The 24,695-nt window shown below is 71.9% G+C and carries 26 protein-coding genes; 12 read left to right on the forward strand and 14 right to left on the reverse strand.

Annotation, left to right across the window (positions count from 1 at the left end; all coding sequences use genetic code 11):
- Positions 1-67 precede the first annotated feature (67 nt).
- The 3 genes from GA0115233_RS10625 to GA0115233_RS10635 are packed head-to-tail and all read right to left on the reverse strand — an operon-like array spanning position 68 to position 2,210.
- Entirely contained in the window at positions 68-514 is a 447-nt protein-coding gene (locus GA0115233_RS10625) for a hypothetical protein (RefSeq protein ID WP_093719907.1), read from the reverse strand.
- Positions 515-547: 33 nt separating this feature from the next.
- A complete protein-coding gene (locus tag GA0115233_RS10630; protein ID WP_093719908.1) occupies positions 548-1,087 on the reverse strand; it encodes a MarR family winged helix-turn-helix transcriptional regulator in 540 nt (179 codons plus the stop codon).
- Between the two features lie 34 nt (positions 1,088-1,121).
- A complete protein-coding gene (locus GA0115233_RS10635; protein WP_093719909.1) occupies positions 1,122-2,210 on the reverse strand; it encodes a PP2C family protein-serine/threonine phosphatase in 1,089 nt (362 codons plus the stop codon).
- A gap of 165 nt (positions 2,211-2,375) precedes the next feature.
- Between GA0115233_RS10635 and GA0115233_RS10640 the strand changes: the two genes are divergently transcribed.
- Entirely contained in the window at positions 2,376-2,894 is a 519-nt protein-coding gene (locus tag GA0115233_RS10640; RefSeq protein ID WP_093719910.1) for a nitroreductase family deazaflavin-dependent oxidoreductase, read from the forward strand.
- Here GA0115233_RS10640 and GA0115233_RS10645 read toward each other — a convergent pair.
- Positions 2,878-4,014 (reverse strand): hypothetical protein, encoded by a 1,137-nt coding sequence (locus GA0115233_RS10645; protein WP_093719911.1) that lies wholly within the window; start codon positions 4,012-4,014, stop codon positions 2,878-2,880. The genes GA0115233_RS10640 and GA0115233_RS10645 overlap by 17 nt on opposite strands.
- A gap of 10 nt (positions 4,015-4,024) precedes the next feature.
- Positions 4,025-4,363, reverse strand: coding sequence for a DUF6223 family protein (locus tag GA0115233_RS10650; protein ID WP_093719912.1), 339 nt, complete (start codon positions 4,361-4,363; stop codon positions 4,025-4,027).
- Positions 4,364-4,565: 202 nt separating this feature from the next.
- Between GA0115233_RS10650 and GA0115233_RS10655 the strand changes: the two genes are divergently transcribed.
- From GA0115233_RS10655 to GA0115233_RS10675, 5 genes are all read left to right on the forward strand, one after another.
- On the forward strand, positions 4,566-5,693 hold the full coding sequence (locus GA0115233_RS10655; RefSeq protein WP_093719913.1) for a sensor histidine kinase: 1,128 nt from the start codon (positions 4,566-4,568) through the stop codon (positions 5,691-5,693).
- Complete coding sequence (locus GA0115233_RS10660) at positions 5,690-6,364, forward strand: response regulator (protein ID WP_093719914.1); 675 nt, start codon at positions 5,690-5,692, stop codon at positions 6,362-6,364. The genes GA0115233_RS10655 and GA0115233_RS10660 overlap by 4 nt, the downstream gene beginning before the upstream one ends.
- 10 nt (positions 6,365-6,374) lie before the next feature.
- Positions 6,375-7,112, forward strand: a complete 738-nt coding sequence (locus GA0115233_RS10665) for a VOC family protein (RefSeq protein ID WP_093719984.1) — start codon at positions 6,375-6,377, stop codon at positions 7,110-7,112.
- Positions 7,113-7,303: 191 nt separating this feature from the next.
- Positions 7,304-7,684 (forward strand): hypothetical protein, encoded by a 381-nt coding sequence (locus GA0115233_RS10670; RefSeq protein ID WP_093719915.1) that lies wholly within the window; start codon positions 7,304-7,306, stop codon positions 7,682-7,684.
- Between the two features lie 56 nt (positions 7,685-7,740).
- Positions 7,741-8,202, forward strand: a complete 462-nt coding sequence (locus GA0115233_RS10675) for a hypothetical protein (RefSeq protein ID WP_093719916.1) — start codon at positions 7,741-7,743, stop codon at positions 8,200-8,202.
- 48 nt (positions 8,203-8,250) lie between these two features.
- Here the strand turns inward: GA0115233_RS10675 and GA0115233_RS10680 are convergent, their stop codons facing one another.
- Positions 8,251-9,774 carry a cellulase family glycosylhydrolase gene (locus GA0115233_RS10680; RefSeq protein WP_218063452.1) on the reverse strand — a complete coding sequence of 508 codons (1,524 nt, stop codon included), beginning with the start codon at positions 9,772-9,774 and terminating at the stop codon, positions 8,251-8,253.
- 201 nt (positions 9,775-9,975) lie between these two features.
- Here GA0115233_RS10680 and GA0115233_RS10690 point away from each other — a divergent pair, with 201 nt between their 5' ends.
- Positions 9,976-10,356 carry a hypothetical protein gene (locus GA0115233_RS10690; protein ID WP_255310130.1) on the forward strand — a complete coding sequence of 127 codons (381 nt, stop codon included), beginning with the start codon at positions 9,976-9,978 and terminating at the stop codon, positions 10,354-10,356.
- 22 nt (positions 10,357-10,378) lie between these two features.
- Here the strand turns inward: GA0115233_RS10690 and GA0115233_RS10695 are convergent, their stop codons facing one another.
- Positions 10,379-12,514 carry a SpoIIE family protein phosphatase gene (locus GA0115233_RS10695; RefSeq protein WP_093719918.1) on the reverse strand — a complete coding sequence of 712 codons (2,136 nt, stop codon included), beginning with the start codon at positions 12,512-12,514 and terminating at the stop codon, positions 10,379-10,381.
- 194 nt (positions 12,515-12,708) lie between these two features.
- Between GA0115233_RS10695 and GA0115233_RS10700 the strand changes: the two genes are divergently transcribed.
- Positions 12,709-13,335, forward strand: coding sequence for an NAD(P)-dependent oxidoreductase (locus GA0115233_RS10700; RefSeq protein ID WP_093719919.1), 627 nt, complete (start codon positions 12,709-12,711; stop codon positions 13,333-13,335).
- On the opposite strand, the gene GA0115233_RS10705 is transcribed toward GA0115233_RS10700, so the two are convergent.
- Positions 13,325-13,915: a TetR/AcrR family transcriptional regulator gene (locus GA0115233_RS10705; RefSeq protein WP_093719920.1), complete on the reverse strand. Its 591-nt coding sequence runs from the start codon at positions 13,913-13,915 to the stop codon at positions 13,325-13,327. The two genes, GA0115233_RS10700 and GA0115233_RS10705, sit on opposite strands and share 11 nt — an antisense overlap.
- A 203-nt stretch (positions 13,916-14,118) precedes the next feature.
- Between GA0115233_RS10705 and GA0115233_RS10710 the strand changes: the two genes are divergently transcribed.
- The 3 genes from GA0115233_RS10710 (at position 14,119) to katG (ending at position 18,519) form a co-directional block, all read left to right on the forward strand.
- Positions 14,119-15,126 carry an NADP-dependent oxidoreductase gene (locus GA0115233_RS10710; RefSeq protein ID WP_093719921.1) on the forward strand — a complete coding sequence of 336 codons (1,008 nt, stop codon included), beginning with the start codon at positions 14,119-14,121 and terminating at the stop codon, positions 15,124-15,126.
- A 25-nt stretch (positions 15,127-15,151) separates the two neighbouring features.
- Positions 15,152-16,204, forward strand: coding sequence for a zinc-binding dehydrogenase (locus GA0115233_RS10715; protein ID WP_093719922.1), 1,053 nt, complete (start codon positions 15,152-15,154; stop codon positions 16,202-16,204).
- 125 nt (positions 16,205-16,329) lie between these two features.
- A complete protein-coding gene (gene katG / locus GA0115233_RS10720) occupies positions 16,330-18,519 on the forward strand; it encodes a catalase/peroxidase HPI (protein ID WP_093719923.1) in 2,190 nt (729 codons plus the stop codon).
- A 69-nt stretch (positions 18,520-18,588) separates the two neighbouring features.
- On the opposite strand, the gene GA0115233_RS10725 is transcribed toward katG, so the two are convergent.
- A complete protein-coding gene (locus GA0115233_RS10725) occupies positions 18,589-18,987 on the reverse strand; it encodes a hypothetical protein (protein ID WP_093719924.1) in 399 nt (132 codons plus the stop codon).
- 179 nt (positions 18,988-19,166) lie between these two features.
- Here GA0115233_RS10725 and GA0115233_RS10730 point away from each other — a divergent pair, with 179 nt between their 5' ends.
- Positions 19,167-20,411, forward strand: a complete 1,245-nt coding sequence (locus tag GA0115233_RS10730) for a cytochrome P450 family protein (protein ID WP_093719925.1) — start codon at positions 19,167-19,169, stop codon at positions 20,409-20,411.
- Here GA0115233_RS10730 and GA0115233_RS10735 read toward each other — a convergent pair whose 3' ends face one another.
- Genes GA0115233_RS10735 through GA0115233_RS10755 form a run of 5 tightly spaced genes read right to left on the reverse strand, consistent with a single transcriptional unit; the run spans position 20,412 to position 24,438 of the window.
- Complete coding sequence (locus tag GA0115233_RS10735) at positions 20,412-21,767, reverse strand: cytochrome P450 (protein WP_176711719.1); 1,356 nt, start codon at positions 21,765-21,767, stop codon at positions 20,412-20,414.
- Positions 21,764-22,366, reverse strand: coding sequence for a GTP-binding protein (locus tag GA0115233_RS10740; protein WP_093719926.1), 603 nt, complete (start codon positions 22,364-22,366; stop codon positions 21,764-21,766). Before GA0115233_RS10740 ends, GA0115233_RS10735 begins: the two co-directional genes overlap by 4 nt.
- Positions 22,344-22,703: a DUF742 domain-containing protein gene (locus GA0115233_RS10745; RefSeq protein WP_093719927.1), complete on the reverse strand. Its 360-nt coding sequence runs from the start codon at positions 22,701-22,703 to the stop codon at positions 22,344-22,346. Before GA0115233_RS10745 ends, GA0115233_RS10740 begins: the two co-directional genes overlap by 23 nt.
- Positions 22,700-23,113, reverse strand: a complete 414-nt coding sequence (locus GA0115233_RS10750) for a roadblock/LC7 domain-containing protein (RefSeq protein ID WP_093719928.1) — start codon at positions 23,111-23,113, stop codon at positions 22,700-22,702. Before GA0115233_RS10750 ends, GA0115233_RS10745 begins: the two co-directional genes overlap by 4 nt.
- Positions 23,110-24,438 carry an ATP-binding protein gene (locus tag GA0115233_RS10755; protein WP_093719929.1) on the reverse strand — a complete coding sequence of 443 codons (1,329 nt, stop codon included), beginning with the start codon at positions 24,436-24,438 and terminating at the stop codon, positions 23,110-23,112. Before GA0115233_RS10755 ends, GA0115233_RS10750 begins: the two co-directional genes overlap by 4 nt.
- Positions 24,439-24,695 lie beyond the last annotated feature (257 nt).

Raw genomic sequence — 24,695 nt, forward strand, 5'->3', positions numbered from 1 at the left:
CCACGCATTATTCGCCCGGTACAAGGGGAGACCCAGACCCGGGGGCCGGATAACAGAAACCTCACAGTCACTCGGGGTCGAGGGATTCCTGGCGGGCCAGGAACTCCTCGAAGGCCGCTTTCTGCTTCGGGTCCATGTAGCCCTGGCGGACGTCGCGGGCCTGTTCCCGGAGCCAGTGCGCTTCGTCGGGAGGCAGCAGCTCGGCGACGACGACCCCGTCGCGGGCGACCGCAGTACGCCATCCCGTGCGGCGCCGGAAGAGGGTGAACGGGCCGAACTGCTCCGGGTGCGCGCGCTCGCGCGTCGGCGCCGGGGGACCGTAGGGGAACGCGGGCGCCCAGTGCTCCCACAGCGCCAGCGTCGCCGCGGGCACCAGCACCGCGTGCTCCGGCTCCCGCCCCTCCCACCGGAAGGTCACCGTCACCGGCTCACCGACCGCCTCGGCGAGCCCGAGCACCCGCTCCACCTCGTCGTTGACCGGGCAATCCACCGCTACGTCGATCCGTATCCCCATGGCGGCCGAGGCTACGCGGCACGCCCGCCCCGGTCAGCCGTCCCGGGACACCGGTTCGGACATCGCCCAGCCCAGCGGATGCGGCTCCGTGTCGTCCGACGCGGACTCCAGCGGCTCTCCCCCGGCCTCGTTGAAGGCGGCAAGGGCCTCCACCAGGGCCAGCCGCTGGGCCGGACGGAGGCGTTCCACGATCGCGGCGATCTCGGCGCGGCGCCGCGCGGTGACGTCCTCGACGATGCGGCGGCCCTCGTCGGTGAGGCGCAGCAGGGTCTCGCGGCGGCTGTCGGGGTTGGGCTGCCGGTCGGCGAGCCCGGCCGCGATCAGCCGGTCGACCATCCGCATGGCGGTGGACGGCGCCACCCGGAGCAGCTCGGCGAGGGTGACCAGCTTGGTGGCCCCGCGGGTGGAGAGCACCACCAGCATCCGGAACTGCGGGAGCGTGACCCGCTCCTCGACGACCGCGGCGAGGGAGCGCGCGGAGACCGCGACCAGCAGCCGGGAGGCGGTCAGCACCGCCCGGGTCACGGCCTCGACGTCGTCCATGGCCCCCGCGGGGGTCTCGCGCTCCGGCATGGGTCCTTTGTACCGCGCCGGCGCGGCGGCCTCCTCACCCGGAGGGAACGGGCTTTCCGTCGCCGTGGCCGTGGTAGCGGAGCAGGAGCATCGCGGCGTCGTCGTGCGGCGGTCCGCCGGCGTGCCGGGCGAGGTCCGCGCGCAGGGCTTCCAGGGCGCGGTCGGCGTCCGGGTCCTTGAGCAGCGGCGCGCGTTCCCCGACGGGATAGAAGGAGCCGTCGCCGTCGCGGGCCTCGGTGACGCCGTCGGTGTACAGCAGGACCTGGTCGCCGGGCGCGAAGTCCACCCGGTACGGCTTGGGGTGCTCGCCGCCGTGTGCGCCGAGGCCCAGGGGCAGGGCGTAGGCGGGCGGTTCGGGGAAGCGGACGGTGCCGTCGCCGCGTACGACCATCGGGGCCGGGTGCCCGTAGTTGAGGAAGACGATCTCGGGGCGGGCGCCGATCTCGGCGAGGATCCCGGTGACGAACTTCTCGCCCTCCAGCTCCCGTGCCACGCTCCGCTCCAGCCGCTCGCCGAGCCCCACCAGGTCCGGCTCGTCATGGGCCGCCTCCCGGAAGGCACCGAGGACGACGGCGGCGGTCTCCACCGCGGCCAGGCCCTTGCCCTGCACATCACCCACGATGACGCGGACGCCGTAGGGGGAGGCCACCACCTCGTACAGATCGCCGCCGATCCGCGCCTCCGCGACCGCCGAGGTGTACGACACCGCCACCCGGAGCGGCCCCGCCGTGCGCGGCACCGGCCGCAGCAGGACCCGCTGGGCGACCTCCGCGATCGACCGCATGCTGGCCAGCTGCTCCTCCCGGCGCGAACGCATCAGGGCCGCGGCGATGCCGACCCCCGTCACGCCCGCGACCGACGCCATGGCGGCGAATCCGCGGCGCTCCTCGAAGAGCCGGTCGTAGACACCGAGGCCCACGCACAGCACCAGGGCCACCAGCCCGATCACCGCGGTGCGGCGCCAGCCGCCGACCAGGCTCGCGAACGCCGGTCCGAGGGAGACCAGCGGCAGGAAGCCCACGCCGGGTTCGGTGACCAGGTCCATCAGCGCGACCACGGCCATCACCACGACCGGCATGGCGGTCAGCACGGCCCGGTTCGCGGACGGCGTCCCGTCGGTCATGGCGCACTCCTGCGGTGTCACGGCTTCGAGAGCCGCCTCCTGCCGCGCGGGCGCCCCTCCCGACCTTTAGACTATGCAAAGGTGACTCGCGCGAGACCGTGCCCGACCCGGGTCCTTTACCCAATCGAGGCCGGAAGCCGTATCCCGATCCGCGGAGGGGCGACCATGCCCGACCGACACACCGCACCCCATCGGCCCCCGCCGCCCACCGGGCTGCGGCGCCTGGCCGCCCGGCTGCCGATCGCGCTCTACCGCGTGGGCCTGGGCCCCCTGCTCGGGCGGCGGTTCCTCCTGCTGCACCACACCGGCCGGGTCAGCGGCCTGGACCGCACCGCGGTCCTGGAGGTGGTGTCCTACGACGCCGACGCCCCGAGCTGGACGGTCGCCTCCGGATTCGGGCCCCGCGCCGACTGGTACCGCAATCTGCGCGCGCAGCCGAAGACCCTGGTCCGGTTCGGCAACCGTCCCTACGCCGTCACCGCGCACTTCCTCCCGGCCGAGACGGGCGCCGACCTGATGGCCGACTACGCGCGCCGCCATCCGCGTACCGCCCGTCGCCTGTGCGCCTTCATGGGACTTCCCGTCGACGGCGGCGAGGCGTCCTTCCGGAACGCCGGACGCACCATCCCCTTCGTGCGGCTGGAGGCCGCCGCCGGACAGGCAGGACTCAGGGACCGTCGATGAGCCCCTGGATCGCGGCCAGGATCCCCTCCAGCGCGCCGGGTTCGGCGGCGACCGTGGACAGGGTGGCGTGCGGCCAGGCGTTGTAGCCCTTCGCCGGGAGGGCAGCCAACCGCTCCTTCAGGCCGGGGACGGGCGGCAGGTCGGCGGCGAACCGAGCCGCGCGCTCGCGCCCGAGGTGATGCGCGAGGGAGCCGAAGGCGAAGGAGATGTCGTCCTTCGCCGGGTCGCCGTACAGGGACACCGTCGCGACCGGCAGCGTCCGCCCGGAGACCGGGTAGTACATGCGCATGCTCGGGTACCTGGCCGTACCGGGCTCCAGGCGGCCGCGGGACGCCGCGTGGTCGAGCAGGGCGGTGGCCGTACGCCGTACGTCCGGATCGCGGCGGGCGCGGATCGCCGCGTCCATCTCCTCCCGTGTCGTCCGGCGCGAAGTGCGTGCGGACGAGGGTGACTTCGCCGCCGTGGCGACCTCTCCGTGCACCCGCGGGACGAGGACGCGGAGGTCTCCGTCGCCGCGGTACTGGGTCAACTCGACGGCGTACACGTCGGTCTGGCGCAGCTGGCGGTTGAGGAACTCCACGATGGCCCGCAGTTCCAGCGGGAACCGGTCGGCGACGAACAGCAGCCGCATCTGCCCGGCGGCCAGCCGCTCCTCGACGGTCGCCCAGAACTCGTCCACCGGTCCCTCGCCGAGCAGGTCCCTGTAGGCCTCCTCCAGCGGGCGGCCGTCCTTGGCGCAGGTGTCCTCGAAGGAGCGCCGCAACAGGGCGGCCGGCCAGTAACGGGCCGCGTTCGCCGCGTAGTCCAGCATCTGGCCGACGACCTCGCGCCGGATACGGGTGTCGGTGGCCCGCTTGACCTCCACCAGGGTCGGTACGCCGTCGGCGTCGACGAAGAGGTGGTCCAGCGCGTACACCGCACCGCCGTCCGCGCTGGTCGGCACGCCCATCTCGCGGGCCACGAGGGTCAGTCGGAGCGGGCGGCCGTCGGCGAGCGAGCCGAAGTCCAGCACACGCGGATGCCGGGCGAGAAGTTCCTGGAACTCCGCCTCGGTCGCGAACCCGGCCGGTTCCAGGGCCTGGAGCTCACCGCTGAGGACGAACACGGGCTGATCGGTCACCCGGGTGATTCTATGACCGCTTGAGGGCGCGGCGGCCGAGTTCCATGGCGGCCAGGCCCAGGGGGACAGCCACGACCGCGCCCACCATGCCGTTGCCCGTACCGGGTCCGCCGTCGGAGGTGGCCAGGTGCAGCAGCCCGAGGAAGGTGCCGGCCAGGCCGGCCACGAGGGCCGACAGGGCGCCCGTACGCGGGTTGCCGACGCGGATGCGCCCGGCGAGACGGGCCAGGGCCGACCAGCCGAGGACGATCCCGGCGAACCCCACGCCGAGGGCCAGGTTGGCCCCCGTACGTCCGTCGCCGATGATGCCGCCCTCGGCGGCCACTGTCAGGACGTCGGCTGCGCTCATGGCGCTCATCTCCTTCGTACGGGACGTGTTCGCTGTCGTGCCTTGAGCGTGCCGTCCCGCCGCGTCCGGGTCGTCCGGCAGGCGCGGTCACTTCGGGGTGCCGCGGACGCGGCAGGCAGGCGGTGACTACCACGGACGCGGTAGATGACTGCTCCTCCGCGCGCGGGACTCGCTCACGGCCGCCCGCGGCTAGGGTGCGGACATGGACACAGGGCGACTTCGTGTCCCGGCCGGTGCCGTGGACTGGGCGATCGCCGTCGGTGTGGCGGCCCTGTCGCTGGGCGGCGGGTTGTCGGGTCAGCATCCGGACGGCGGGCGCGAGGTGCTCGGCGCGGTGCTGCTGGCGGCGGCCGGTCTGGCGCTCCTCGCACGGCGCAGGGCTCCGCTCGTCGTACTCGCGGTCACCGCGCTGTGCACGGTGGGGTACGAGGCGGCCGGGTTCACGGTGCTCTCGGTGCCGTACCTGGTCGCGGTGTACGGCGCGGTACGGGCCGGGCACCGGGCGCTGACGGCGGCGGTGTCCGTGGCGCTGCTCGTCGTCCTCCAGGTCACGGCGCTGGTGTTCCGTGACGGACCGGCCCGGGAGGCGTTCTCGTCGGCCCGGGACGTCCTGGAGATCGCCTGGCTGATCGCGGCGTTCGCCGCCGGGGAGGCGCTGCGGCAGGCCGAGCGGCGTGCGGAGGAGGCCGAACGCACCAGGGAGGAGACCGCGCGGCGCCGCGCCGACGAGGAGCGGCTGCACATCGCGCGGGAGCTGCACGACTCCCTCACCCATCAGATCTCGGTCATCAAGGTGCAGTCCGAGGTAGCCGTCCACATGGCCCGCCGGCGCGGCGAGGAGGTGCCCGAGACGCTGCTGGCGATCCAGGCGGCCGGGCGGGAGGCGACCCGGGAGCTGCGGGCGACCCTGGAGGCCCTGCGCGACGACGACACGGCACCGCCACGGGGGCTGGACGACATCCCGGAGCTGGTGGAGCGGGCCCGCTCGATGGACCTGGACGCGACGCTGACCGTCGAGGGGCAGCGGCACTCCGTCCCGGCGGCGGTGGGCCGTACCGCCTACCGCATCGTGCAGGAGGCGCTGACGAACACGGCCCGGCACGCCGCCGCCACCACCGCCACGGTCCGTATCGCCTACGGACCCGACCGGCTGTCCGTTCAGGTCGACGACGACGGCAAGGCCATGCCCGGCGACACCCCGGCGCCCGGCCTGGGCCTGCTCGGCATGCGCGAACGCGTCACCGCCCTCGGCGGCCGGCTCCGGGCCGAACCACGCCCCGATCACGGCTTCACCGTCCGTGCCGAACTCCCTGTGGAACGAGCGTCATGATCCGAGTCCTGCTGGTCGACGACCAGCCCCTCATCCGCAGCGGTTTCCGCGCCCTGCTCGACCTCGAACCCGACATCGAGGTGGTGGCCGAGGGCGCCGACGGGGAGACGGCCCTGGCGCTCGCCCGGGAGCATCTGCCCGACGTCGCGCTCCTCGACATCCGGATGCCGGTCATGGACGGCATCGAGGCGACCCGCCGGATCGCCGCCGACCCGTCCCTGTCGGGCGTGCACGTGGTCATGCTGACCAACTACGGCATGGACGAGTACGTCCTGGAGGCGCTGCGCGCGGGCGCGGCCGGGTTCCTGGTGAAGGACATCCTCCCGGAGGACCTGCTGCACTCCGTACGGGTCGCCGCCCGCGGGGACGCCCTGCTCGCCCCGTCGCTGACCCGCAGACTGATCCACCGCTATGTCACCGAGCCCGTTCCCACCGCCGCGGACACCGTTCTGACGGAGCTGACCGAGCGCGAGCGCGAGGCGGTGGCGCTGGCCGCCCGGGGTCTGTCCAACGACCAGATCGCCGCACGCATGGTCATCAGCCCCACGACCGCGAAGACGCACATCAACCGGGCGATGACGAAACTGCACGCCCGCGACCGGGCCCAACTCGTGGTCCTCGCCTATGAATCAGGCCTGGTCACCCCGCGTACCGGCGATGCCCGCCCGTAGGATCACCGGCATGGCCACTCGACTCGTGCAGATCAACATGAAGGCGCTGGACGACTCCGCGCTCGGCCGCTTCTGGGCGGAGGTGCTCGGCTGGGGCATCGACAGCGAGGCGCCCGGGGTGACCAACCTGGAGCCCGTGGGCTTCTCCTACCCCGACCCTTCGGCGGTCTGCATCGACCTGATCGCCCATCCGGAACCGAAGACGGTCAAGAACCGGGTGCATCTGGACCTGGCCACCACCTCTGCCGCCCACCAGGCGGAACTGATCGAGCGGTTGACGGGGCTCGGCGCGACGCCCGCCGACATCGGTCAGGGCGATGTTCCCTTCACGGTCATGGCCGACCCGGAGGGCAACGAGTTCTGCGTCCTGGAACCCCGGGAGATGTATCTGGACACCGGGCCGATCGCCGCGGTGGTGGTCGACTGCGCCGATCCTCGGGAGATGGCCCGGTTCTGGGGCGCGGCCATGGACTGGACGGTGCACGCGGTGGCGGACGACCACGCGACCCTGCGCTCGGCCAAGGGCGTCGGCCCGTACCTGGAGTTCGTACGCAATCCCGACCCGAAGACGGTCTGGAACCGCGTCCACCTCGATGTCGCCCCCTATCCCGGCGACGACATGGCCGCGGAGGCGAAGCGGCTGCGCGCCCTGGGCGCCACCGACCCCGGTATCGACCAGTCCGAGCTGCACTGGACGGTGCTCGCCGACCCGGAGGGCAATGAGTTCTGCCTCCTGACGCCTCGCTGACGCCTCGCCGGCCGCTCGCTGCCCCTTCACCGGCCCGGCGTGGATTGCGGGAAGATCACGAACTGTGGACGCCCCGCACATGAACGTGCACACGCTGTGTAGGCTGCGAACGACCCGCCGCCCTCCCCCACCAGCTGGTCCGCCCGGTCCGGCTGTTCGCGTCGTGGGGCCTACGCATGAGGAGGAGGGGCGTGAGCACGCCGTCGCCGGACAAGCCCACCGCCGAGCAACTGGTGGAACACATCGCCCAGGTGGGGCGCGCCCTGTGGGCCGCCAGCCACCTGGGCAGCCCGGCCCCGGTCGTGGCGCAGCTCCGCGACCGCATGGACCACCCCCGGCCCGGCGACCTGGTCATGGAGTTCGCGCCCTTCAGCACCGGCGACTTCGACCCGCACAGCGTGGGCCGGCTCCTCGCGATCGAACGCCGCCCGGGCTGGCCCACGCGGTACGTGATCGAGCCCCTGCTGCTCCCCGGCGAGCAGCGCGACGGCATGGACCTGTCCCTCATCGCCCTGCCCGACCAACGCAGCTACGCCCGCTGGGCGGACGACCTGCGGCCCTGCGAGGACTGACTGTCAGTGCCCGCAGGTACTGTTCGCCCCTCAACGATCTGCGAGGGGGGTGCCTCATGGGCGCCAGTGGGTGGAGCTACGTCACCGAGTACGAGGGGGACGTCGAGGCGGCGCTCGGGGCCCTGCACGCCCGGGAGTTCCAGGAGGAGTACGGGGGCGAGTTCGCGAGCCTGGAGGACCTGCGCCAGGACGAGTACCTCGCGACCGAGGGCACGCACTCGATCCTCGACATATACGCGGTCGTCGCCACGGACAAACCGCCGGTGGCGACATGTCTCGACGACCACGGCACCCTGCGGCCGCTGGCCCTCGACCGGGTGGTGCACCACTTCGGTACCGAACGGCCCACGGTCGAGCGGTTCCGGGAGCTGATCGACGCGGCCAACGAGATGAATCACGAGGAGTTCCAGCGGAGTCTGCCCAATGAGTGCCGGATGCGGTGGACCGCCTGCTACGTGACGCTCTACTCCGAGGACAAGGCGAGTCACCTGGGGATCTTCGGGTTCTCCGGCGACTGATCCCGTGCCGCTCCCCGCCCTTGTCCAGCGGGGAGCGGCTGCGTGCGGTCAGGACGTGGGGAAGGTGTCCGGTGTGCGGATGCGGTCGCGGATCCAGATCCCGGCCGGCTTCAGCGAACCGGTGCCCGCCCAGGGGCCGTTGCCGTTGCAGGTGCCGGCCTTGAAGACGGCGCCGGAGCGGCCGTCGTCGGAGAAGTTCCAGTTGACCCAGCTGATCTTCTTGGCGCCCAGCAGGTCGAGGTACTGCTGGGCGCGGCCGAAGTTGTCCGGGCCGTCGCCGGAGGCCTCCTGGGTGCCGAACTCGGTGACGAAGATCGGGATGCGGTCCGAGGCCCGGTCGAGCGCGCTCAGGTACTCCTGGCCGTGCGAGGCGGCGTAGAAGTGGAACGTGTACATGATGTTGGAGGCCTGGACCGGGTTGTTGATGATGTCGGTCTCGTCGCGGCCGTCGGAGATCCCGAGGGAGCCCCAGCCGTGGGTGCCGACGAGGATCGGGGTGGCCGGGTCCTGGGCGCGGATGACGGGGATGAGCTGCTCCGCGTAGGACTTGACCCGTGACCAGCTGACGTTGTTGGGCTCGTTGGCGATGTCGTAGAGCAGGTTGGTCTTGTCGCGGTGGCGCTGGGCGATCTCGGTGAAGAAGGTCTTGGCGGCGGCGAGGTTGTGGTTGGGGTCGCCGGGGGTGAGCTGGTGCCAGTCGACGAGGGCGTACATGCCGCGGGCGGTCGCCATCTCGATGAGCTGGTGCACGCGGTCGGTGAACATCCTCGGGTTGGTCTCGTAGCCGCCTTCCTGGACGTAGAGGGAGATACGCAGCACGTCGGCGTTCCAGTCGCCCGCGAGGGCGTCGAGGGAGGCGTTGGTCAGGCAGTGGCTGTACCACTGGAGGCCGTGGCTGCTCATGCCGCGGAGCTGGACCGGGCGGCCGTACTGGTTGCACAGCTTCAGTCCGCACACCTTGAGGCGGCCGTTGATCTCGGCGGGGGTGGTGCCCGGCTGGGGGCCGCCGCCGTTCTGGGTGGTGGCGCGGACGGCGTTGGAGGCAGGTGAGAGGTTGCCGGCCGCGTCACGGGCGCGGACGGTGAAGCCGTACGCCGTGCTCGCGGCGAGTCCGCCGACGGTGTACGTGGTGCCGCTCGCCGTGGCGACCTGGGTGCCGTCGCGGTAGATCACGTATCCCGTCACGCCCACATTGTCGGTGGCGGCGTTCCAGGCCAGGGACACGGTGGCGGACGTGGTGCCGGTGGCGCGCAGGTTGCCCGGGGCCGTGGGGGCGGTGGTGTCGGTGCCGCCACCGCTGTCGCCGACCGGCTTCCACAGGGCGGGGGTGTTGGGGGGTTCCCAGCCGGTCAGCGAGGTGTGGCTCTGCAGGCACTCGTAGTCCTTGCCGCCGTAGGACACACGTGTGCCCACGGTGTACGGGGTGTTGGGCTGCCATGCCTGGTAGGCGGCGACGCTCGTACTCGCCGCGGGTGTTGCTTCGGTGGCGGCGAGGGCGGTGGACGGGACGAGGCCGAAGCCGAGCGCGGCAAGCAGTGTGCCGGCGAGCAGAGTTGACAGGGGTCTGCGCATGGCGCCCTCCTGGTGGGGTCTCAACTGGGGGTGATGCTGACGGCGGTGGGGATCCGCCGGGGTGCGTGAAGCCGCGGCATCCGGCTGATGATTGTTAGGAAAGTTTCCTTACACTGCTCGGGAGAGTAGGGTCCTGACCGACCACGGTCAAGACTTGGTACGGACCGGATCCCGTGGCGCGGGATGCGGCATGATGATCACGTGAATCCCGGAACACCGACGGACGTCTGGAAGCAGGTCCTCTCCGACTCCCCCACGTCATGGGTGCTGTTCGAGCACGGCACCTGCGTCCTGCTGCCCGCACCCGAGGGCGACCTCGCCGAACAGGCCACCGAACTCCTCAGGCACTACGGCCCGGTGCACGCCGGGTCACCCGCCGCGGATTTCGGGGTGATGACCCTCAAGGACGAGCTGGGCTGGGTCGTCACCGGACATCATGACGATGTCCTCACCTACGTCGGCCCCGCCGAGCCGCAGGACGGTTCGAACCTCGGCGTCGGTCTGTGCGGGCGCGCCAAGCGGCACCGGGACGGCACGGAACCGCGCGTCGTGCACGTCGAGGACAAGCGGGAGCGGGCGTAGTCCGGGGCGGGACGCCCGTGTCCTACGGCAGGTCCAGTTCCGCCCAGATCATCTTGCCGTCCGTCGTGTAGCGCGTGCCCCAGCGGCGGGACAGTTGGGCGACGAGGAACAGGCCGCGGCCGCCCTCGTCCAGGGTGCGGGCGTGCCGCAGGCGCGGGGAGACGTTGCTGGCGTCGAAGACCTCGCAGGTCAGTACGGACTCGCGGATCAGCCGGAGCCGGATGGGTCCCGAGGCGTGCCGGATGGCGTTGGTGACCAGTTCGCTGACCAGGAGTTCCGCGGTGAACCCGAGGTCACCGAGCCCCCAGCCGTCGAGGCACAGCTGCGCGAAGGCGCGGGCGCTGGAGACGGCCGCCGGATCGGAGGGCACGTCCAGCACGGCGACCTGGTCCGCGCCGAGGCCGTGGATACGGGCGATGAGCAACGCCACGTCGTCGTCCCGCCGTTCGGGTTCCAGCGTGTCCAGCGCCTCCCCGCACATGTCGTCCAGCGGCCGGTGCACGGCGGCGAGCGCCGCGCGGAGCCGGTTCAGGGCGATGTCCGGGTCCTGGCCGCGGATCTCGAACAGCCCGTCGGTGTAGAGCGCGAGCAGGCTTCCCTCGGCCAGTTCGACCTCCGCGGACTCGAACGGCAGACCGCCGAGCCCGAGCGGCGGCCCCGCGGGCAGCTCGGGGAACTCCACCGACCCGTCGGGGTCGACGACGGCCGGCGGCGGATGCCCGGCCCGCGCCATGACCACGGTGCGGGCCACCGGGTCGTAGACCGCGTACAGACAGGTGGCGCCCAGCTCCGACGGCACCCGCCCGGCGTCGTCGGGACACTCCTCGGCGATGAGCCCGAGCATCAGGTCGTCGAGGTGGGCCAGGATCTCCTCGGGCGGCAGGTCCAGGTCGGCCAGGGTGCGGACGGCGGTGCGCAGCCGCCCCATCGAGGCCGCCGCGTTGATGCCGTGGCCGACCACGTCGCCGATCACCAGGGCGACCCGCGCCCCGGACAGCGGGATCACGTCGAACCAGTCGCCGCCCACGCCGCCGCCCGAGGGGAGATAGCGGGTGGCCACCTCGACCGTCGGCTGCGCCGCGATCCGCCGCGGCAGCAGGAAACGCTGCAACGCCAGCGCGGTGTTGCGCTCCTTGGTGTACTGGCGGGCGTTCTCCACGCCGAGCGCGGCCCGTCCGACGATCTCGTCGGCCACGAGCAGGTCGTCCTCGTCGAACGCCCCGCGCGGGGGCCAGCGCAGAAAAGTCGTCATCCCCACCACGCTGCCGTGCGTCCTGATCGGGACCAGCATCACCGCGCACGGCCCGAGGCTCGGCGCGGGCGGGCCCTGCAGCGCGTCGGCGGCGATCCAGCCCTCGCTCTCGCGCGCGGTCACGATCTGCCGGTGCGGGATGCCACCGGCCAGGCAGCGCGCGCCGGGCGAGTCCGCGGCGAACCGCACCAGGTGTCCCACCGCGGCGAGTCCGTCCGACGCGGCGCCCTCGGCGCCCAGCAGGGCGACCCGCCGCAGCCGCTGCTGGCCGGGCAGCGTCCCGTAGAAGGTCTCGCCTTGGAGGACGGCGTCGAGGAGGTCGACGCTGATCAGGTCGGCGAGGTCGGGGACGCAGACCTCGGCGAGCCCCTCCGAGAGCCGGAAGACATCCAGCGTCCGGGCGGTCCACGCGCCGGCCCTGCTCAGCAGGCTGAGGCGTTCGCGCGCCCGCCAGCGGTCGGTGACGTCGAGGACCATGTAGCAGACGCCGCGCACGGTCCCGGAGTCGTCCTCCAGCCGGAAGAACGAGGTCGAGTAGGCGTGTTCGCGGTCCGGGTCGGCGCTGGTGCGCCCGTGGTACTCGACGTCCACGGCGGGCCGCCCGCTCTCCAGCACCTCCCGCATGACGGACTCGATGGACGCCGCGTCGAGCTTGGGCAGCACATCGCTCAGCCGCTTGCCCAGGCGCTCCTCACGGTCCACACCGCCGAGCTGCTCCAGGGCCTCGTTGATCCAGACGTAGCGCAGATCGGTGTCCATGACGGCCATGCCGATGGGGGACCGCGCCAGGAACTGTCCGACCAGGGAGTGGCCGATCTCCCACTCGCCACTCCCGTCGGCGCGATCCGCCCAGGAGGCCGGGTAGGCGGACGGGTCGGGGGCCCGGCCGCGGTCGCTGGAGTTCATCGCTGCCTCACCAAAGGGCGCCGACGGCCCCTGGGGCCGTCCCCTCCAGCATGACACCGCCGCCGGAGCCCGGCACGGGTGAGTCCGGCCTTGCTAACCGGATAACTGTCCGGTACGTTCCACACAGGCGGACAGTTGTCCGCTTTCCTCTTGGCGCCGCCCCTCGGGGACGGCAGCGGCGAAAGGTTCCGGGCATGAATCTGCTCATCCTGGGCGCGACCGGACCCACCGGTCGGCACGTCGTCGACCTGGCCCTCGCGGCCGGCGACACGGTCACCGTCCTGGCGCGCAGGCCGGAGGCGATGGCCGGCCACGCGGACCGGGTCACCGTCATCCGCGGGGACGCCACCTCGCGCGCGGACCTGGCGAAGGCGATGACCGGGCAGGACGCCGTCATTTCGGCGCTCGGCCGGGGCAAGTCCATACGCGCCACCGACCTGTTCTCCCGGGCCGCGACGGCGCTCGTGGACGCGGCGGCGGAGGTGGGCGTGTCCCGGGTGGTGTGGATGTCGTCGTTCGGGGTCGGCGACACCTACCGGTCGGCCAACGCCTTCCAGAAGGCGACGTACCGCACCTTCCTGAAGAAGATCTACGCCGACAAGGAAGCGTCCGAGCGCATCCTCCGCGCCGGCGACCTGGACTGGACGCTGGTCTACCCGACGATGCTGACGAACGGCCCGGCCAAGGGCAGGTACCGCGTCGGGGAGCGGCTGCCGATGAAGGGGGCACCCGCGGTCAGCCGCGCGGATGTCGCCGACTTCATGGTGAAGGCGGCGCACGGCTCCGAGTGGAGCCGCCGGGACGCCGTCATCACGGACTGACGCGACGTGCGGGCGCCCCGGCGCGCAGCCCGTCCATGACGAGGTCCAGCAGTCTGGTGCTCCGCGCCTGCCAGTCGGCCCGGGCGTCGAGCTGCCAGATGCCGGCGATCGCCAGCAGGAAGTCGTCGGTGGTCAGCCCCGGCCGGATGGTCCCGGCCCGGTGGTTGGCCGCCAGCAGGGTCTCGATCGCCTCGATCACCCGCGCGTATCCCGGCTGGGCCGGGCCGTCCGAGGTACCGATGATCCGGCGCATGGCGTCCGACAGGCCCGCCTTGGCGACGGCGAAGCGGGCGAGCCGGTCCATCCATTCCCTCAGGGCCCGGTCGGGCTCCCGGGTTCTGAGCAGGTCCGCCGCGGCGTCGGTCAGTACGCGCACCTCGTGGCTGTGGACCTCCAGGACGAGGGACTCGCGGTTGGGGAAGTTGCGGTAGAAGGTGCCCTGTCCCACGCCCGCCTTCTTGGCGATCCGGCTGAGCGGGACGTCGACGTCGTGGGACAGCTCGGCCAGCGCCACTTCCAGGATGCGCTCCCGGTTGCGCTGTGCGTCCGAGCGCTGGGGCCCGTCGTTGCTCGACCGCACTCCCGCTCCTCCCACTTACCGGACAGCAGTCCGCATTGGTTCACCATAGCGCCGCCGACCGTGGCCGATTCGCAGCGGCCCGTCGCGTCCCGGGACCGGAACCCCTTGCCTCGCCCGCCCCGGCACCGTACGCTCACCCCCCATACCGACCGGCTGGTATGCCGTGCCGCCAGCCCCCGCGACCGTCCGAGGAGCCGCCGACGATGAGCACGACCAACCGCCAGGTCCGCCTGGCCGCACGCCCCGTGGGAGAGCCGCGGCCCACCGACTGGCAGCACGTCGAGGAACCGGTCGGCGAGCCCGGCGACGGGGAGTTCCTGGTGCGGGTGCTCTGTCTGTCCATCGACCCGGCGATGCGCGGCTGGATGAACGCGGGCCGCTCCTACATCCGCCCGGTGGAGATCGGCGAGGTCATGCGCGCCGGCGCGGTCGGACGCGTCGTCGCCTCCCACCACCCCGGATTCGCCGTCGGCGACCATGTGTCGGGGTCGTTCGGCGTGCAGGAGTACTGCGTGTCCAACGGGCTCGGGGTGACCAAGGTCGACCCCGGGGCGGCGCCCCTGCCGACGTATCTCGGCACGCTCGGCATGTCCGGACTGACGGCCTATTTCGGCCTGATCGACATCGGCCGCCCCGAGCCGGGGCAGACGGTCGTGGTGTCGGGTGCGGCCGGGGCGGTCGGCAGCGTGGTCGGCCAGATCGCCAAGATCCTCGGCTGCCGGGTCGTCGGCATCGCGGGCGGCGCGGACAAGTGCCGCATGATCGTGGAGGAGTTCGGGTTCGACGCCGCCATCGACTACCAGAGCGAGGACGTCCGCAAGGCGCTGCGCGAGCACGCCCCGAACGGCGTGGACGTGTACTTCGACAACGTCGGCGGCGAGATCCTGGACGCGGTGCTGCTGTGCCTGGCGCGCGGAGCCCGGATCGTGGTCTGCGGGGCGATATCCCAGTACAACAGCACCAAGCCGCAGGGACCGGCCAACTACCTCTCCCTGCTGGTCAACCGGGCCACCATGACCGGCATGGTCGTCTTCGACTACGCCGACCGGTACGGCGAGGGCATCGCGAAGATGGCCGCGTGGCGGGCGGAGGGCAGGCTCAAGTCCCTTGAGGACGTGGTCTCCGGCTCGGTCGACGACTTCCCGGACACCCTGATGCGTCTGTTCCGCGGCGAGAACCGCGGCAAGCTCGTACTGAAGATCGCGGACTGACGGGTACGGGAGACACGGCGAACCGATGAAGGCACTGACGTACCACGGCCGTCACGACATCCGCTACGGCGAGGTCCCCGACCCCGCCGTGGCCCGCCCCACCGACGCGGTCGTCCGGGTGACCACCGCCGGTATCTGCGGCAGCGACCTGCACATCTACCACGGCAACCCGTTCAGCCCGGAACTCGGCTACACCCCGGGCCACGAGTGCGTCGGTGTGGTCGTCGACACCGGCACGCAGGTCACCCGCTTCAAACCCGGCGACCGGGTTCTGGTGCCCGCCTCGGCCGGTTGCACCCAGTGCCGCTCCTGCGCGGCCGGATTCACCGGCCGCTGCGAGAACGCCAAGTCCCCCACGGACCTCTGCTACGGCGTCAGCCCGCGCCTCCCCGGCAGCCAGGCCCAGGCCCTCGCGGTGCCGCACGCCGACGTCAACCTGGTCGCCCTGCCCGAGGGCGTCTCCGACGAGGCCGCCGTCGTCCTGACCGACAACGCCCCCACCGCCTGGTACGGCTGCCGCCGTGCCCGTATCCGGCCCGGCGAGACCGTCCTCGTCATCGGCCTCGGCCCGGTCGGCCTGATGGCGGCCCAGTCCGCCTTCGCGATGGGCGCCGCCCGGGTGCTCGGGGTGGACCTGGTCGCGGAACGCCGTGCGTTCGCCGCCGAGCTGGGCGTCGAGCCCGTCGAGGACGAGGACGTCAGGGCCGGCATCCGCGAACTGACCGGCGGACGCGGCCCGGACGCGGTGGTGGAGGCGGTGGGCTCGGACGCGACCATCGAGCTGGCCCTGAAGTCGGTCCGGCAGGCCGGACGGGTCAGCGTGATCGGCGTCAGCCACAACAAGGCGTTCCCGTTCCACCTGGGTCTGGCCCAGATCAAGGAACTGGAGTTCGCGATCGGCCTGTGCTCGATCCAGTACGAACTCCCGCCCCTGATCGCGCTCACCCAGGCCGGCCGGATCAAGCCGGAGGTCGTGGTCTCCCACCGCTTCCCCCTGTCGGAGGGCCCGAAGGCGTACGCATTGTTCGCGGAGCGCTCGGACGGGGTGCGGAAAATCCTGCTCGACCCCACAGCCTGACAGCCCTTCCGGAAAGCCACTTCCTTTTCCGCGTTTGTCATACGAACCCGCTCTGCGTGTTTCGTGGCCATGCGGTCCGGCGTGCGCGAGCATACGTACGCCGACCGACAGGAAGAAGGACTGGCATGCCCGGAAGTGAAAGCGAGAACCCCGCGATTTCCTCGCCGAGTCCCACACCGACTCGGCCCCGGACGAACCGCGACTGGTGGCCCAATCAGCTAGACCTCCAGATCCTCCACCAGCATTCCTCCCGCTCCAATCCGATGGACGAGGACTTCGACTACGCGAAGGAGTTCGCGACCCTCGACGTCGAGGCGCTCAAGCGGGACGTCTTCGAGGTGATGACCAGCTCACAGGAGTGGTGGCCGGCCGACTACGGCCATTACGGCCCCCTTTTCATCCGGATGAGCTGGCACGCCGCTGGAACGTACCGGATCGCGGACGGCCGGGGTGGCGGCGGCAGCGGCGCTCAGCGTTTCGCGCCGCTGAACAGCTGGCCGGACAACGCGAGCCTGGACAAGGCGCGCCGGTTGCTGTGGCCGGTCAAGCAGAAGTACGGGAAGAAGATCTCCTGGGCGGATCTTCTGGTTTTCGCCGGAAACTGCGCCATGGAATCCATGGGTTTCAAGACGTTCGGATTCGGCTTCGGACGCGAGGACATCTGGGAGCCCGAGGAGATTTTCTGGGGCCCCGAGGACACCTGGCTCGGTGACGAGCGGTACACCGGCGACCGGGAACTCACCGGTCCTTTCGGCGCTGTTCAGATGGGCCTGATCTACGTCAATCCCGAGGGCCCCAACAGTAATCCGGACCCGCTGGCCGCCGCCCGCGACATCCGCGAGACGTTCGGCCGGATGGCGATGAACGACGAGGAGACGGCCGCCCTGATCATCGGCGGACACACCTTCGGCAAGTGTCACGGCGCGGTCGACCCCAACTGCATCGGCCCGGAGCCCGAGGCCGCCCCGATCGAGCAGCAGGGACTCGGCTGGCGCAACACCTGCGGCAGCGGCGTCGGCGGCGACGCGCTCACCAGCGGCCTCGAAGGCGCGTGGACGAACAACCCCGTCCGGTGGGACAACGGCTTCCTGGACAACCTGTACAAGTACGACTGGGAGCTGACGACCAGCCCGGCCGGCGCCCATCAGTGGAAGCCTACCGACCCCGCCGCCCAGAACGACGTGCCCGACGCCCACGACCCGTCCAAGCGGCACGCGCCGATGATGCTGACGACGGACCTCGCGCTGAAGCTGGACCCGGTCTACGGTCCGATCACCAAGAGCTTCCACGAGAACCCGGACCGGCTCGCGGACGCCTTCGCCAAGGCCTGGTACAAGCTGCTCCACCGCGACATGGGCCCCGTCTCCCGCTACCTCGGCCCCTGGGTCCCCGAGCCGCAGCTGTGGCAGGACCCCGTGCCGCCGGTCGACCACGAGCTGGTCGGGGACGAGGACATCACCGCGCTCAAGGCGAAGATCCTCGACTCGGGCCTGTCCGTGCCGAACCTGGTCACCACCGCCTGGGCCGCGGCGGCGAGCTTCCGCGGCACCGACAAGCGCGGCGGCGCCAACGGCGCCCGGATCCGGCTGGCGCCGCAGAAGGACTGGGAGGTCAACAACGCGCCCGAGGTGACCGGCACCGTCCAGGCCCTGGAGCGGATCCAGCAGGAGTTCAACTCCGGGCAGACCGGCGGCAAGAAGGTCTCCCTGGCCGACCTGATCGTGCTGGGCGGATGCGCGGCCGTCGAGAAGGCCGCGCAGGACGCCGGGCACGCCGTCACGGTGCCGTTCGCGCCCGGCCGTACGGACGCCTCCCAGGAACAGACGGACGTGGAGTCGTTCTCCGTGCTGGAGCCGCAGGCCGACGGGTTCCGCAACTTCCTGAAGTCCGGCGAGAAGCTGTCCCCGGAGACCCTGCTGCTGGACCGCGCCAACCTGCTGACCCTGACCGCGCCCGAGATGACGGCGCTGATCGGCGGCATGCGCGCCCTGGACACCGGCCACAAGCAGTCCCGGCACGGGGTGTTCACGGACCGGCCCGGAACGCTGACCAACGACTTCTTCGTGAACCTGCTCGACATGGGCACGGAGTGGAAGGTCTCGACGACGGACGAGAACGTCTACGAGGGCCGGGACCGCGCCACGGGCCAGGTGAAGTGGACGGCCACCGCCGTCGACCTGGTCTTCGGCGCGAACTCCCAGCTCCGCGCCGTCGCCGAGGTGTACGCCTGCGCCGACGGGCAGGAGAAGCTCGTACGGGACTTCGTGAAGGCGTGGGACAAGGTCATGAACCTCGACCGGTTCGACCTCGACTGAGCCCACCCCCGGGACAGTTCCGCCCCGGCCGGGTTCAGGTGCGGCCGGGGCGGAAGTCTCTTGCGGTTCTCAGGCGGTACGGGACGCCTCGCTGAGCAGCGCCGTGCGCAGGGCGGCGCGCAGACGGGACGGGTCGGTCCACTCGCGCTCCCGCGTCGGCGGGATCTGCCAGCACAGGCCAGGACCCATGACCCGGTGGACCGGCGGGACCACGACATGGCTGCCGCGGCCCAGTACGCGCACCAGTGGCATGTCCCAGCCGGCCGCCGAGCCAGGGGGGACCATCCAGTACAGGCGCCCCCCGAAACCGTCCCGGATCACTGCTCCGGAATCGTCACCGAGATGCCACAGCGCCTGCACTCCGAGGTCCAGGGGCGCGCGTACGGCGTCCCACCAACCGCCCGCGGCCACGGTCCGCACCTCGATGCTGCCCGGAGGCATCCACCACGAGGTCCTCTCGACTGCCATCACCCTCACCGGCTCTCCGATCCGACACCTCGAACCGTAGAACGCGGAACACACCCGCGACTTGCCGCCGGACGCAGAGAACTTGCTCCGGTGCGCAGCACCCGCCGCGCGCCCTCCCCCGGTGCGATACGTCGGCATACCGTTGCCGGTCGTATGCCTGTAGCGCCGAGGAGGCTTGCGTGGGACAACCCCGCCCCTTAGTGATCGACCCGACCGGCCGTGACATCCACGGCGAGGCCGCCCGGATTCGCGAGCGCGGCCCGGTGACCCTGGTCGAACTCCCCGACGGAGTCCCGGCGTGGGCCGTGAGCAGCCCCGAACTGCTCAAGCGCCTGCTGACCGACCCCCGTGTCTCCAAGGACCCGCGCCGGCACTGGCCGCGCTGGATCAACGGCGAAATCGCCCCGGAGTGGCCACTGTTCACCTGGGTGGCGGTGCAGAACATGTTCACCGCCTACGGGGGCGAGCACAAACGGCTTCGCTCCCTGGTCTCCAAGGCCTTCACCGCCCGGCGCACCGCGGCGCTGCGGCCCCGGATCGAGGAGATCACCACCGGTCTGCTCGACCGGATCGCGGAGGCCGGGCAGGACGGCCGAGTCGTCGATCTGCGCGAGGAGTTCTGCTACCCGCTGCCGATCGGCGTGATCAGCGAACTCTTCGGCCTGCCCGAGGAGCAGGGCGCGGAGCTGCGGGCCGTCGTGGACGGCGTGTTCCGCACCTCCGCGACCCCCGAGGAAGTCACCGACAACTACGCCCGGTTGTACGCGGCGCTCGGCGAACTCGTCGCTCTCAAGCGGCGGTCGCCGGGCGACGACCTGACCTCGGCGCTCATCGCGGCCCGCGACGACGACGGCGACCGGCGGCTGAGCGAGCAGGAGTTGCTGGACACCCTGGTGCTGATGGTGAGCGCCGGGCACGAGACCACCGTCAACCTGATCGACAACGCCATCCACCTCCTGCTGACCCATCCGGACCAGCTCGCCCGGGTCCGCGACGGCCGGACCGGCTGGGAGGACGTGGTCGAGGAGGCGCTGCGGGTGGAGGCGCCCGTGGCCAGCCTGCCGCTGCGGTACGCGGTCGAGGACCTGAAGATGAGCGAGTTCGGCGGCCCGGACGGCATGGTGATCGCCAAGGGCGAGGCGATCCTCGCCGCGTACGCCGCCGCCGGGCGCCACCCGGACAAGTACGGTGCGGACGCCGACCGCTTCGATGTCACCCGCGTCGACAAGGAGCACCTCGCCTTCGGTCACGGGGTGCACTTCTGTCTGGGCGCCCCGCTGGGCAGGCTGGAGGCGAACATCGCGCTCCGGGCGCTCTTCGGTCGCTTCCCGCACCTGCGACTGGCCGTGTCCGAGGGGGAGTTGGAGCCGGTGGAGTCCTTCATCTCCAACGGCCACCGCTCCCTCCCGGTCCACGTGTCCTGATCACTCCCCGCGCCACCAGGCCAGCAGCCGGCCGCCCCAGCCCCGCCGTACGCGGTCCGTCCCGGTCTCCCCGGACGGCGGGGGTGTCGGCGCGGTGTCCGTCACGGGCGCCGCGCCCTCGCCGCGCGGGGTGACGGCGGCCGACGGGAAGGTCACCGGCAGCTCCGCCAGCGCACGGTGGAACGGACCGGGCCGCCAGGTCAACTCCTCGACCGGTACCGAGAGTTCGACCTCCGGCAGCCGGTCGAGCAGCTTCTCCACGGCGACCGCCGCGATCAGCCGGGCCGGGCTCTGCGCCGGGCAGTTGTGCGGGCCCGCGCTCCACGCCAAGTGGGCCCGGTTACCAGCGCGTTGATCGGTCGTCAGGGCCGGGTCGGTGTTGGCGGCGGCGAGACTGACCACGAGCGGATGCCCGGCCCGCAGCAGGACTCCCTCGTACACGACGTCGTGCACCGGGTAGTGCACGGCGTAGTTGGCGATGGGCGGGTCCGTCCACAGCACCTCGTCGAGGGCGTCCTCCACGGGCAGGCTGCCGCCGGACAGGTCGCCCGCGAACCGGTCGTCGGAGAGCAGCAGGCGCAGGCTGTTGGCGATCAGGTTCTGCTGCGGTTCGGTGCCCGCGCCCATGAGCAGCACCAGGGTGTGCACCATCTCCTCGTCGGTCAGCTCTGCGGAGTGGGCCATCAGCCAGGAGGTCACGTCCGCTCCGGGCCTGCGGCGCTTGAGCGCGACGAGGTCGAGCAGGGTCGTGGCGAGCAGTTCATTGGCCTGTTCGGCGTCCACGCCGTCGAAGATCCCGGACATGCCGCGCACCAGCCGCTCCCCGTAGTCGGCGGGGCAGCCGAACAGGCGGTTGAACACCAGCAGCGGCAGGACCTGGGCGTACTCGCCGAGCAGATCGGCCTGTCCGGCCGGGGCGATGCGGTCGATGAGGGTGTCCGCGCTCGCCTCGACATAGCCGCGCAGGGTGGCCGCGTCGACCCGCGCCAGGCTGTCGGTGATCGCGCCGCGCAGTCTGCGGTGCTCGGCGCCGTCGCTCCACAGCGCGTTCGGCCGGTACATCATCATCGGCACGACGGGGCTGTCCATGGGGACGGTGCCGTCGGCGAGGTCCTTCCAGCGGCGTGGGTCCTTGGAGAAGGTCTCGGTGCCGCGCAGCACGTGCAGGGCGGCGTCGTAGCCGACGACCAGCGAGGCGGGCACGCCGGGCGCCAGTTCGACCGGCGCTATCGGGCCAACGGCGCGCAACCGCCGGTAGACGGCGGCCGGGTCGGCGGCGAACTCCGGTCCGTGCAGGGACTCGTGTGCCGGGCAGCCCGGCGGCGGGGCGGACGGTGCGGGGGTTGCGGAGGTCACGCGTGCTCCAGGTGGCCGGTGCGGTTCAGGAGGTACTCGACGAGGCTGATCAGGGCCCGCGTGGAGGAGACCGGGTCGCGGGCGTCGCAGCGGACGAGGGGCGTTTCGGGCAGCAGGTCGAGGGCTTCGCGCACCTCGTCGAGGGGGTGCGCGGCGGCGCCGGGGAACTGGTTGACGGCCACCGCGTAGGGCAGTCCGTGTTCCTCCAGCACGCCCATCACCTCGAAGGACTGGCCGAGGCGTCGGGTGTCGGCGAGGACCAGCGCGCCGAGGGCACCGCGGGTCATGTCCTGCCACAGCGGGGTGAAGCGCTGCTGGCCTGGGGTGCCGAAGAGGTAGAGCACCATACGCTCGTTGAGGGTGAGCCTGCCGAAGTCGAGGGCGACGGTGGTGGTGGTCTTGTCGCGGATGCCTGCGAGGTCGTCGACGAGGGCGCCGGCCTCGGTCATGACCTCCTCGGTGCGCAGCGGCCGGATCTCGGAGAGCGTGCCGACGAAGGTGGTCTTGCCGACCGCGAAGTGGCCGACGACGAGCAGTTTGACCGCCGTTTGCACATGGGGCCCGAGGTGGACGGCGTCAGAGGCGGGCGCGGAGTGCATCGAGCACCTCCTGGAGGATGCGGGCGTCGGCCGGGCGGGCGGCGGGGATCGGGGCGCGGGTGACGATGTGGCCGCTGTCCATGAGGTCGGCGACCAGCACCTTGGTCACGGCGACCGGCAGCGACAGATGGCCGGCCACCTCCGCGAGGGACAGGGCGCCGGGCCGGCACACCTCCACCACCCGCCGCTTCTCCGGGTTGAGGCCGTCGAGCGGCGGGTCGTCGACCGCGATCAGCAGGGTGACCAGGTCCAGCGTGTTGCGGGTGGGGTGGGCGCGGCCGTCCGTGACGACGTACGACCGCACCAGCCGGTCGGATGCTCGGCGCTTGGGGGTCATGCCGGGAGGCCGGCGTCCCGCCGGGCGGGACTGGTCAGCTCCTTGCCCAGCCGGTCGACGAGTTTGTGCATGCGGTAGGTGACGGCCTCCATGTCGACGTCCTCTCCGGTGGAGACCGCGAGGTAGGCGCCCTCCCCGGCGGCGACCAGGAAGACGTAGCCGTGCGCGAACTCGATCAGGGTCTGCCGCCACGGGGTGTGCGGGCTGCCGCAGAACTCGGCCGTGCTCCGGCTGATCGACTGGACGCCGGACAGGCCCGCGGCCAGCCGTTCGGCGTCGTCTCGGCCGATGTCCTTGGAGTGGGCGCGGAGCATGCCGTCGGCGGAGAGCAGGATGGCGTGCCGCGCGTGCGGGACCTGCAGTACGTCGTCCAGCATCCAGCCCAGCGTGTTGTCGGTCAGCCCGGTCATTCCTGGGTGTTCCCTTCGTCGTCAAATGGGTTCCGGGCGCCGCGGCCGGAGCGGGTGCCGCGGGCGAAGGCGGCCATGCGGCGGGCGTTCTCGTCCGCGGAGCGTCCGCCGACCTCGACGGCCGGTGGAGCCTCGGCGGTCGCCGGACGGGCGGTGCGGCGCCGGCGCCGGGGCAGTCCGCCGGGGGTGGTCGCCACGGGTTCGTGCTCGGGTTCGGGCTCGCGGGCGGGGGCAGTGGCGGGCTCGGGCTCGGGCTCGGGCGGCGCGTCGGGTTCGGTGGTGGGGCGCGCGGACGGTACGGGGGCGGGTTCGGGCGCGGGTACGGCTTCCAGGTGGGTGAGCAGCGCGGCGGGCAGGAACACCACGGCGCGTACACCGCCGTAGGGCGAGAGCGTGTCCACCGAGACGTTGAACCCGTAGCGCCCGGCGAGGACCCCGATGACGGCGAAGCCGAAGCGGGGCGGGTCGCCGAGCCGGGTGATGTCCACCGGGCGGCTGCCGGTGAGGAGTTCGGCGGCGTGCTCGGCCGCCCTGCCGTCCATGCCGACGCCGGCGTCGTCGATCACGACGCAGGCGCCGTTGTGCACGCTCTGCACGGTGACCTCGACCGTGGTGCCCGGCTGGGAGTGGCGGGCCGCGTTGTCGAGGAGTTCGGCGACGGCGAGGACGACCGGCTCCACGGCCCGGCTGCGCACGGCGAGATCGACCTCGCCGTTGACGCGGACGCGACGGTAGTCGCGGATGCGGGAGGTGGCACCGCGTACCACCTCGGTCAGCGCGGAGGTGGCGCGCTGGCGGCCCGGCCAGGAGCCGCACAGGACAGCGACGGCCTGCGCCCGGCGGCCGAACTGGGCGTTGGCGTGGTCGATTTCGAGCAGGTCACGCAGCACGTCGGGGTTGTCGTGGCGGTCCTGCATATCGGCGATGGACACCTGCTGTTCGTTGGCGAGGGCCTGAATGGAGCGCATGGACGCCTTCAGGGCGGCCTTCGCGGACTGGTCGGCGCGGGCACGGGCGTGCTCGACGGTGTCGGTGAACCGTTCCACGACGGCGTCCAGACACCCCGCGAACTCCGTGTCCGCCAGCCGGTGGTCGAGCGGGAGCGCGGCCGTGTCCCGCGGCTGGGCGGTGTCCTGCACGGCCGGAAGGCGGACCGTGACGAGGTGCCGCAACGCCTCGTCACGGGCCCGCAGGCCGTCGCTCAGTTCGGTGGTGCGTGCGCGCTGCCGTGCGCTGATGCCGCGTTCGCGCAGCAGCAGCACGGCGACGGCGATCAGGCCCACGGCCAGGCACCAGAGCACGGCCTCCGGTATCCGTTCCGTCATCAGGTCCTCACAGCAGGTGGTGGGTCGACGAGCGCAAGACGGTAGTGCCGTGCGGGGAGCGGGACTTGTCCGGGCGCGCAGGGAAGTTGCCGTGGGGCGCATACGGGGTGCGGGAAGGCAACGATCGCGCCGAATTCGCTTCGGTCTGAGGCCAAATGTGAGCGCGAAATGTTTCGGAAACCGATTGCCGACGCCTAGTGTGCAGGGAGTAACAGCCCTCGGGCACAGGGGAGTTGCCGACAGCAGCAGCGCCGCTC

The organism is Streptomyces sp. DI166, assembly GCF_900091315.1.
GTDB lineage: Bacteria > Actinomycetota > Actinomycetes > Streptomycetales > Streptomycetaceae > Streptomyces > Streptomyces fuscus.

What these genes read in the sequence shown, in the direction of transcription:
- GA0115233_RS10625 (WP_093719907.1), bottom strand. Translation starts at nt 514, where the DNA reads ATGGGGATACGGATCGACGTAGCGGTGGATTGCCCGGTCAACGACGAG.
- GA0115233_RS10630 (WP_093719908.1), bottom strand. Translation starts at nt 1,087, where the DNA reads ATGCCGGAGCGCGAGACCCCCGCGGGGGCCATGGACGACGTCGAGGCC.
- GA0115233_RS10635 (WP_093719909.1), bottom strand. Translation starts at nt 2,210, where the DNA reads ATGACCGACGGGACGCCGTCCGCGAACCGGGCCGTGCTGACCGCCATG.
- GA0115233_RS10640 (WP_093719910.1), top strand. Translation starts at nt 2,376, where the DNA reads ATGCCCGACCGACACACCGCACCCCATCGGCCCCCGCCGCCCACCGGG.
- GA0115233_RS10650 (WP_093719912.1), bottom strand. Translation starts at nt 4,363, where the DNA reads ATGAGCGCAGCCGACGTCCTGACAGTGGCCGCCGAGGGCGGCATCATC.
- GA0115233_RS10655 (WP_093719913.1), top strand. Translation starts at nt 4,566, where the DNA reads ATGGACACAGGGCGACTTCGTGTCCCGGCCGGTGCCGTGGACTGGGCG.
- GA0115233_RS10660 (WP_093719914.1), top strand. Translation starts at nt 5,690, where the DNA reads ATGATCCGAGTCCTGCTGGTCGACGACCAGCCCCTCATCCGCAGCGGT.
- GA0115233_RS10665 (WP_093719984.1), top strand. Translation starts at nt 6,375, where the DNA reads ATGGCCACTCGACTCGTGCAGATCAACATGAAGGCGCTGGACGACTCC.
- GA0115233_RS10675 (WP_093719916.1), top strand. Translation starts at nt 7,741, where the DNA reads ATGGGCGCCAGTGGGTGGAGCTACGTCACCGAGTACGAGGGGGACGTC.
- GA0115233_RS10680 (WP_218063452.1), bottom strand. Translation starts at nt 9,774, where the DNA reads ATGCGCAGACCCCTGTCAACTCTGCTCGCCGGCACACTGCTTGCCGCG.
- GA0115233_RS10695 (WP_093719918.1), bottom strand. Translation starts at nt 12,514, where the DNA reads ATGAACTCCAGCGACCGCGGCCGGGCCCCCGACCCGTCCGCCTACCCG.
- GA0115233_RS10700 (WP_093719919.1), top strand. Translation starts at nt 12,709, where the DNA reads ATGAATCTGCTCATCCTGGGCGCGACCGGACCCACCGGTCGGCACGTC.
- GA0115233_RS10710 (WP_093719921.1), top strand. Translation starts at nt 14,119, where the DNA reads ATGAGCACGACCAACCGCCAGGTCCGCCTGGCCGCACGCCCCGTGGGA.
- GA0115233_RS10715 (WP_093719922.1), top strand. Translation starts at nt 15,152, where the DNA reads ATGAAGGCACTGACGTACCACGGCCGTCACGACATCCGCTACGGCGAG.
- katG (WP_093719923.1), top strand. Translation starts at nt 16,330, where the DNA reads ATGCCCGGAAGTGAAAGCGAGAACCCCGCGATTTCCTCGCCGAGTCCC.
- GA0115233_RS10725 (WP_093719924.1), bottom strand. Translation starts at nt 18,987, where the DNA reads ATGGCAGTCGAGAGGACCTCGTGGTGGATGCCTCCGGGCAGCATCGAG.
- GA0115233_RS10740 (WP_093719926.1), bottom strand. Translation starts at nt 22,366, where the DNA reads ATGCACTCCGCGCCCGCCTCTGACGCCGTCCACCTCGGGCCCCATGTG.
- GA0115233_RS10745 (WP_093719927.1), bottom strand. Translation starts at nt 22,703, where the DNA reads ATGACCCCCAAGCGCCGAGCATCCGACCGGCTGGTGCGGTCGTACGTC.
- GA0115233_RS10750 (WP_093719928.1), bottom strand. Translation starts at nt 23,113, where the DNA reads ATGACCGGGCTGACCGACAACACGCTGGGCTGGATGCTGGACGACGTA.
- GA0115233_RS10755 (WP_093719929.1), bottom strand. Translation starts at nt 24,438, where the DNA reads ATGACGGAACGGATACCGGAGGCCGTGCTCTGGTGCCTGGCCGTGGGC.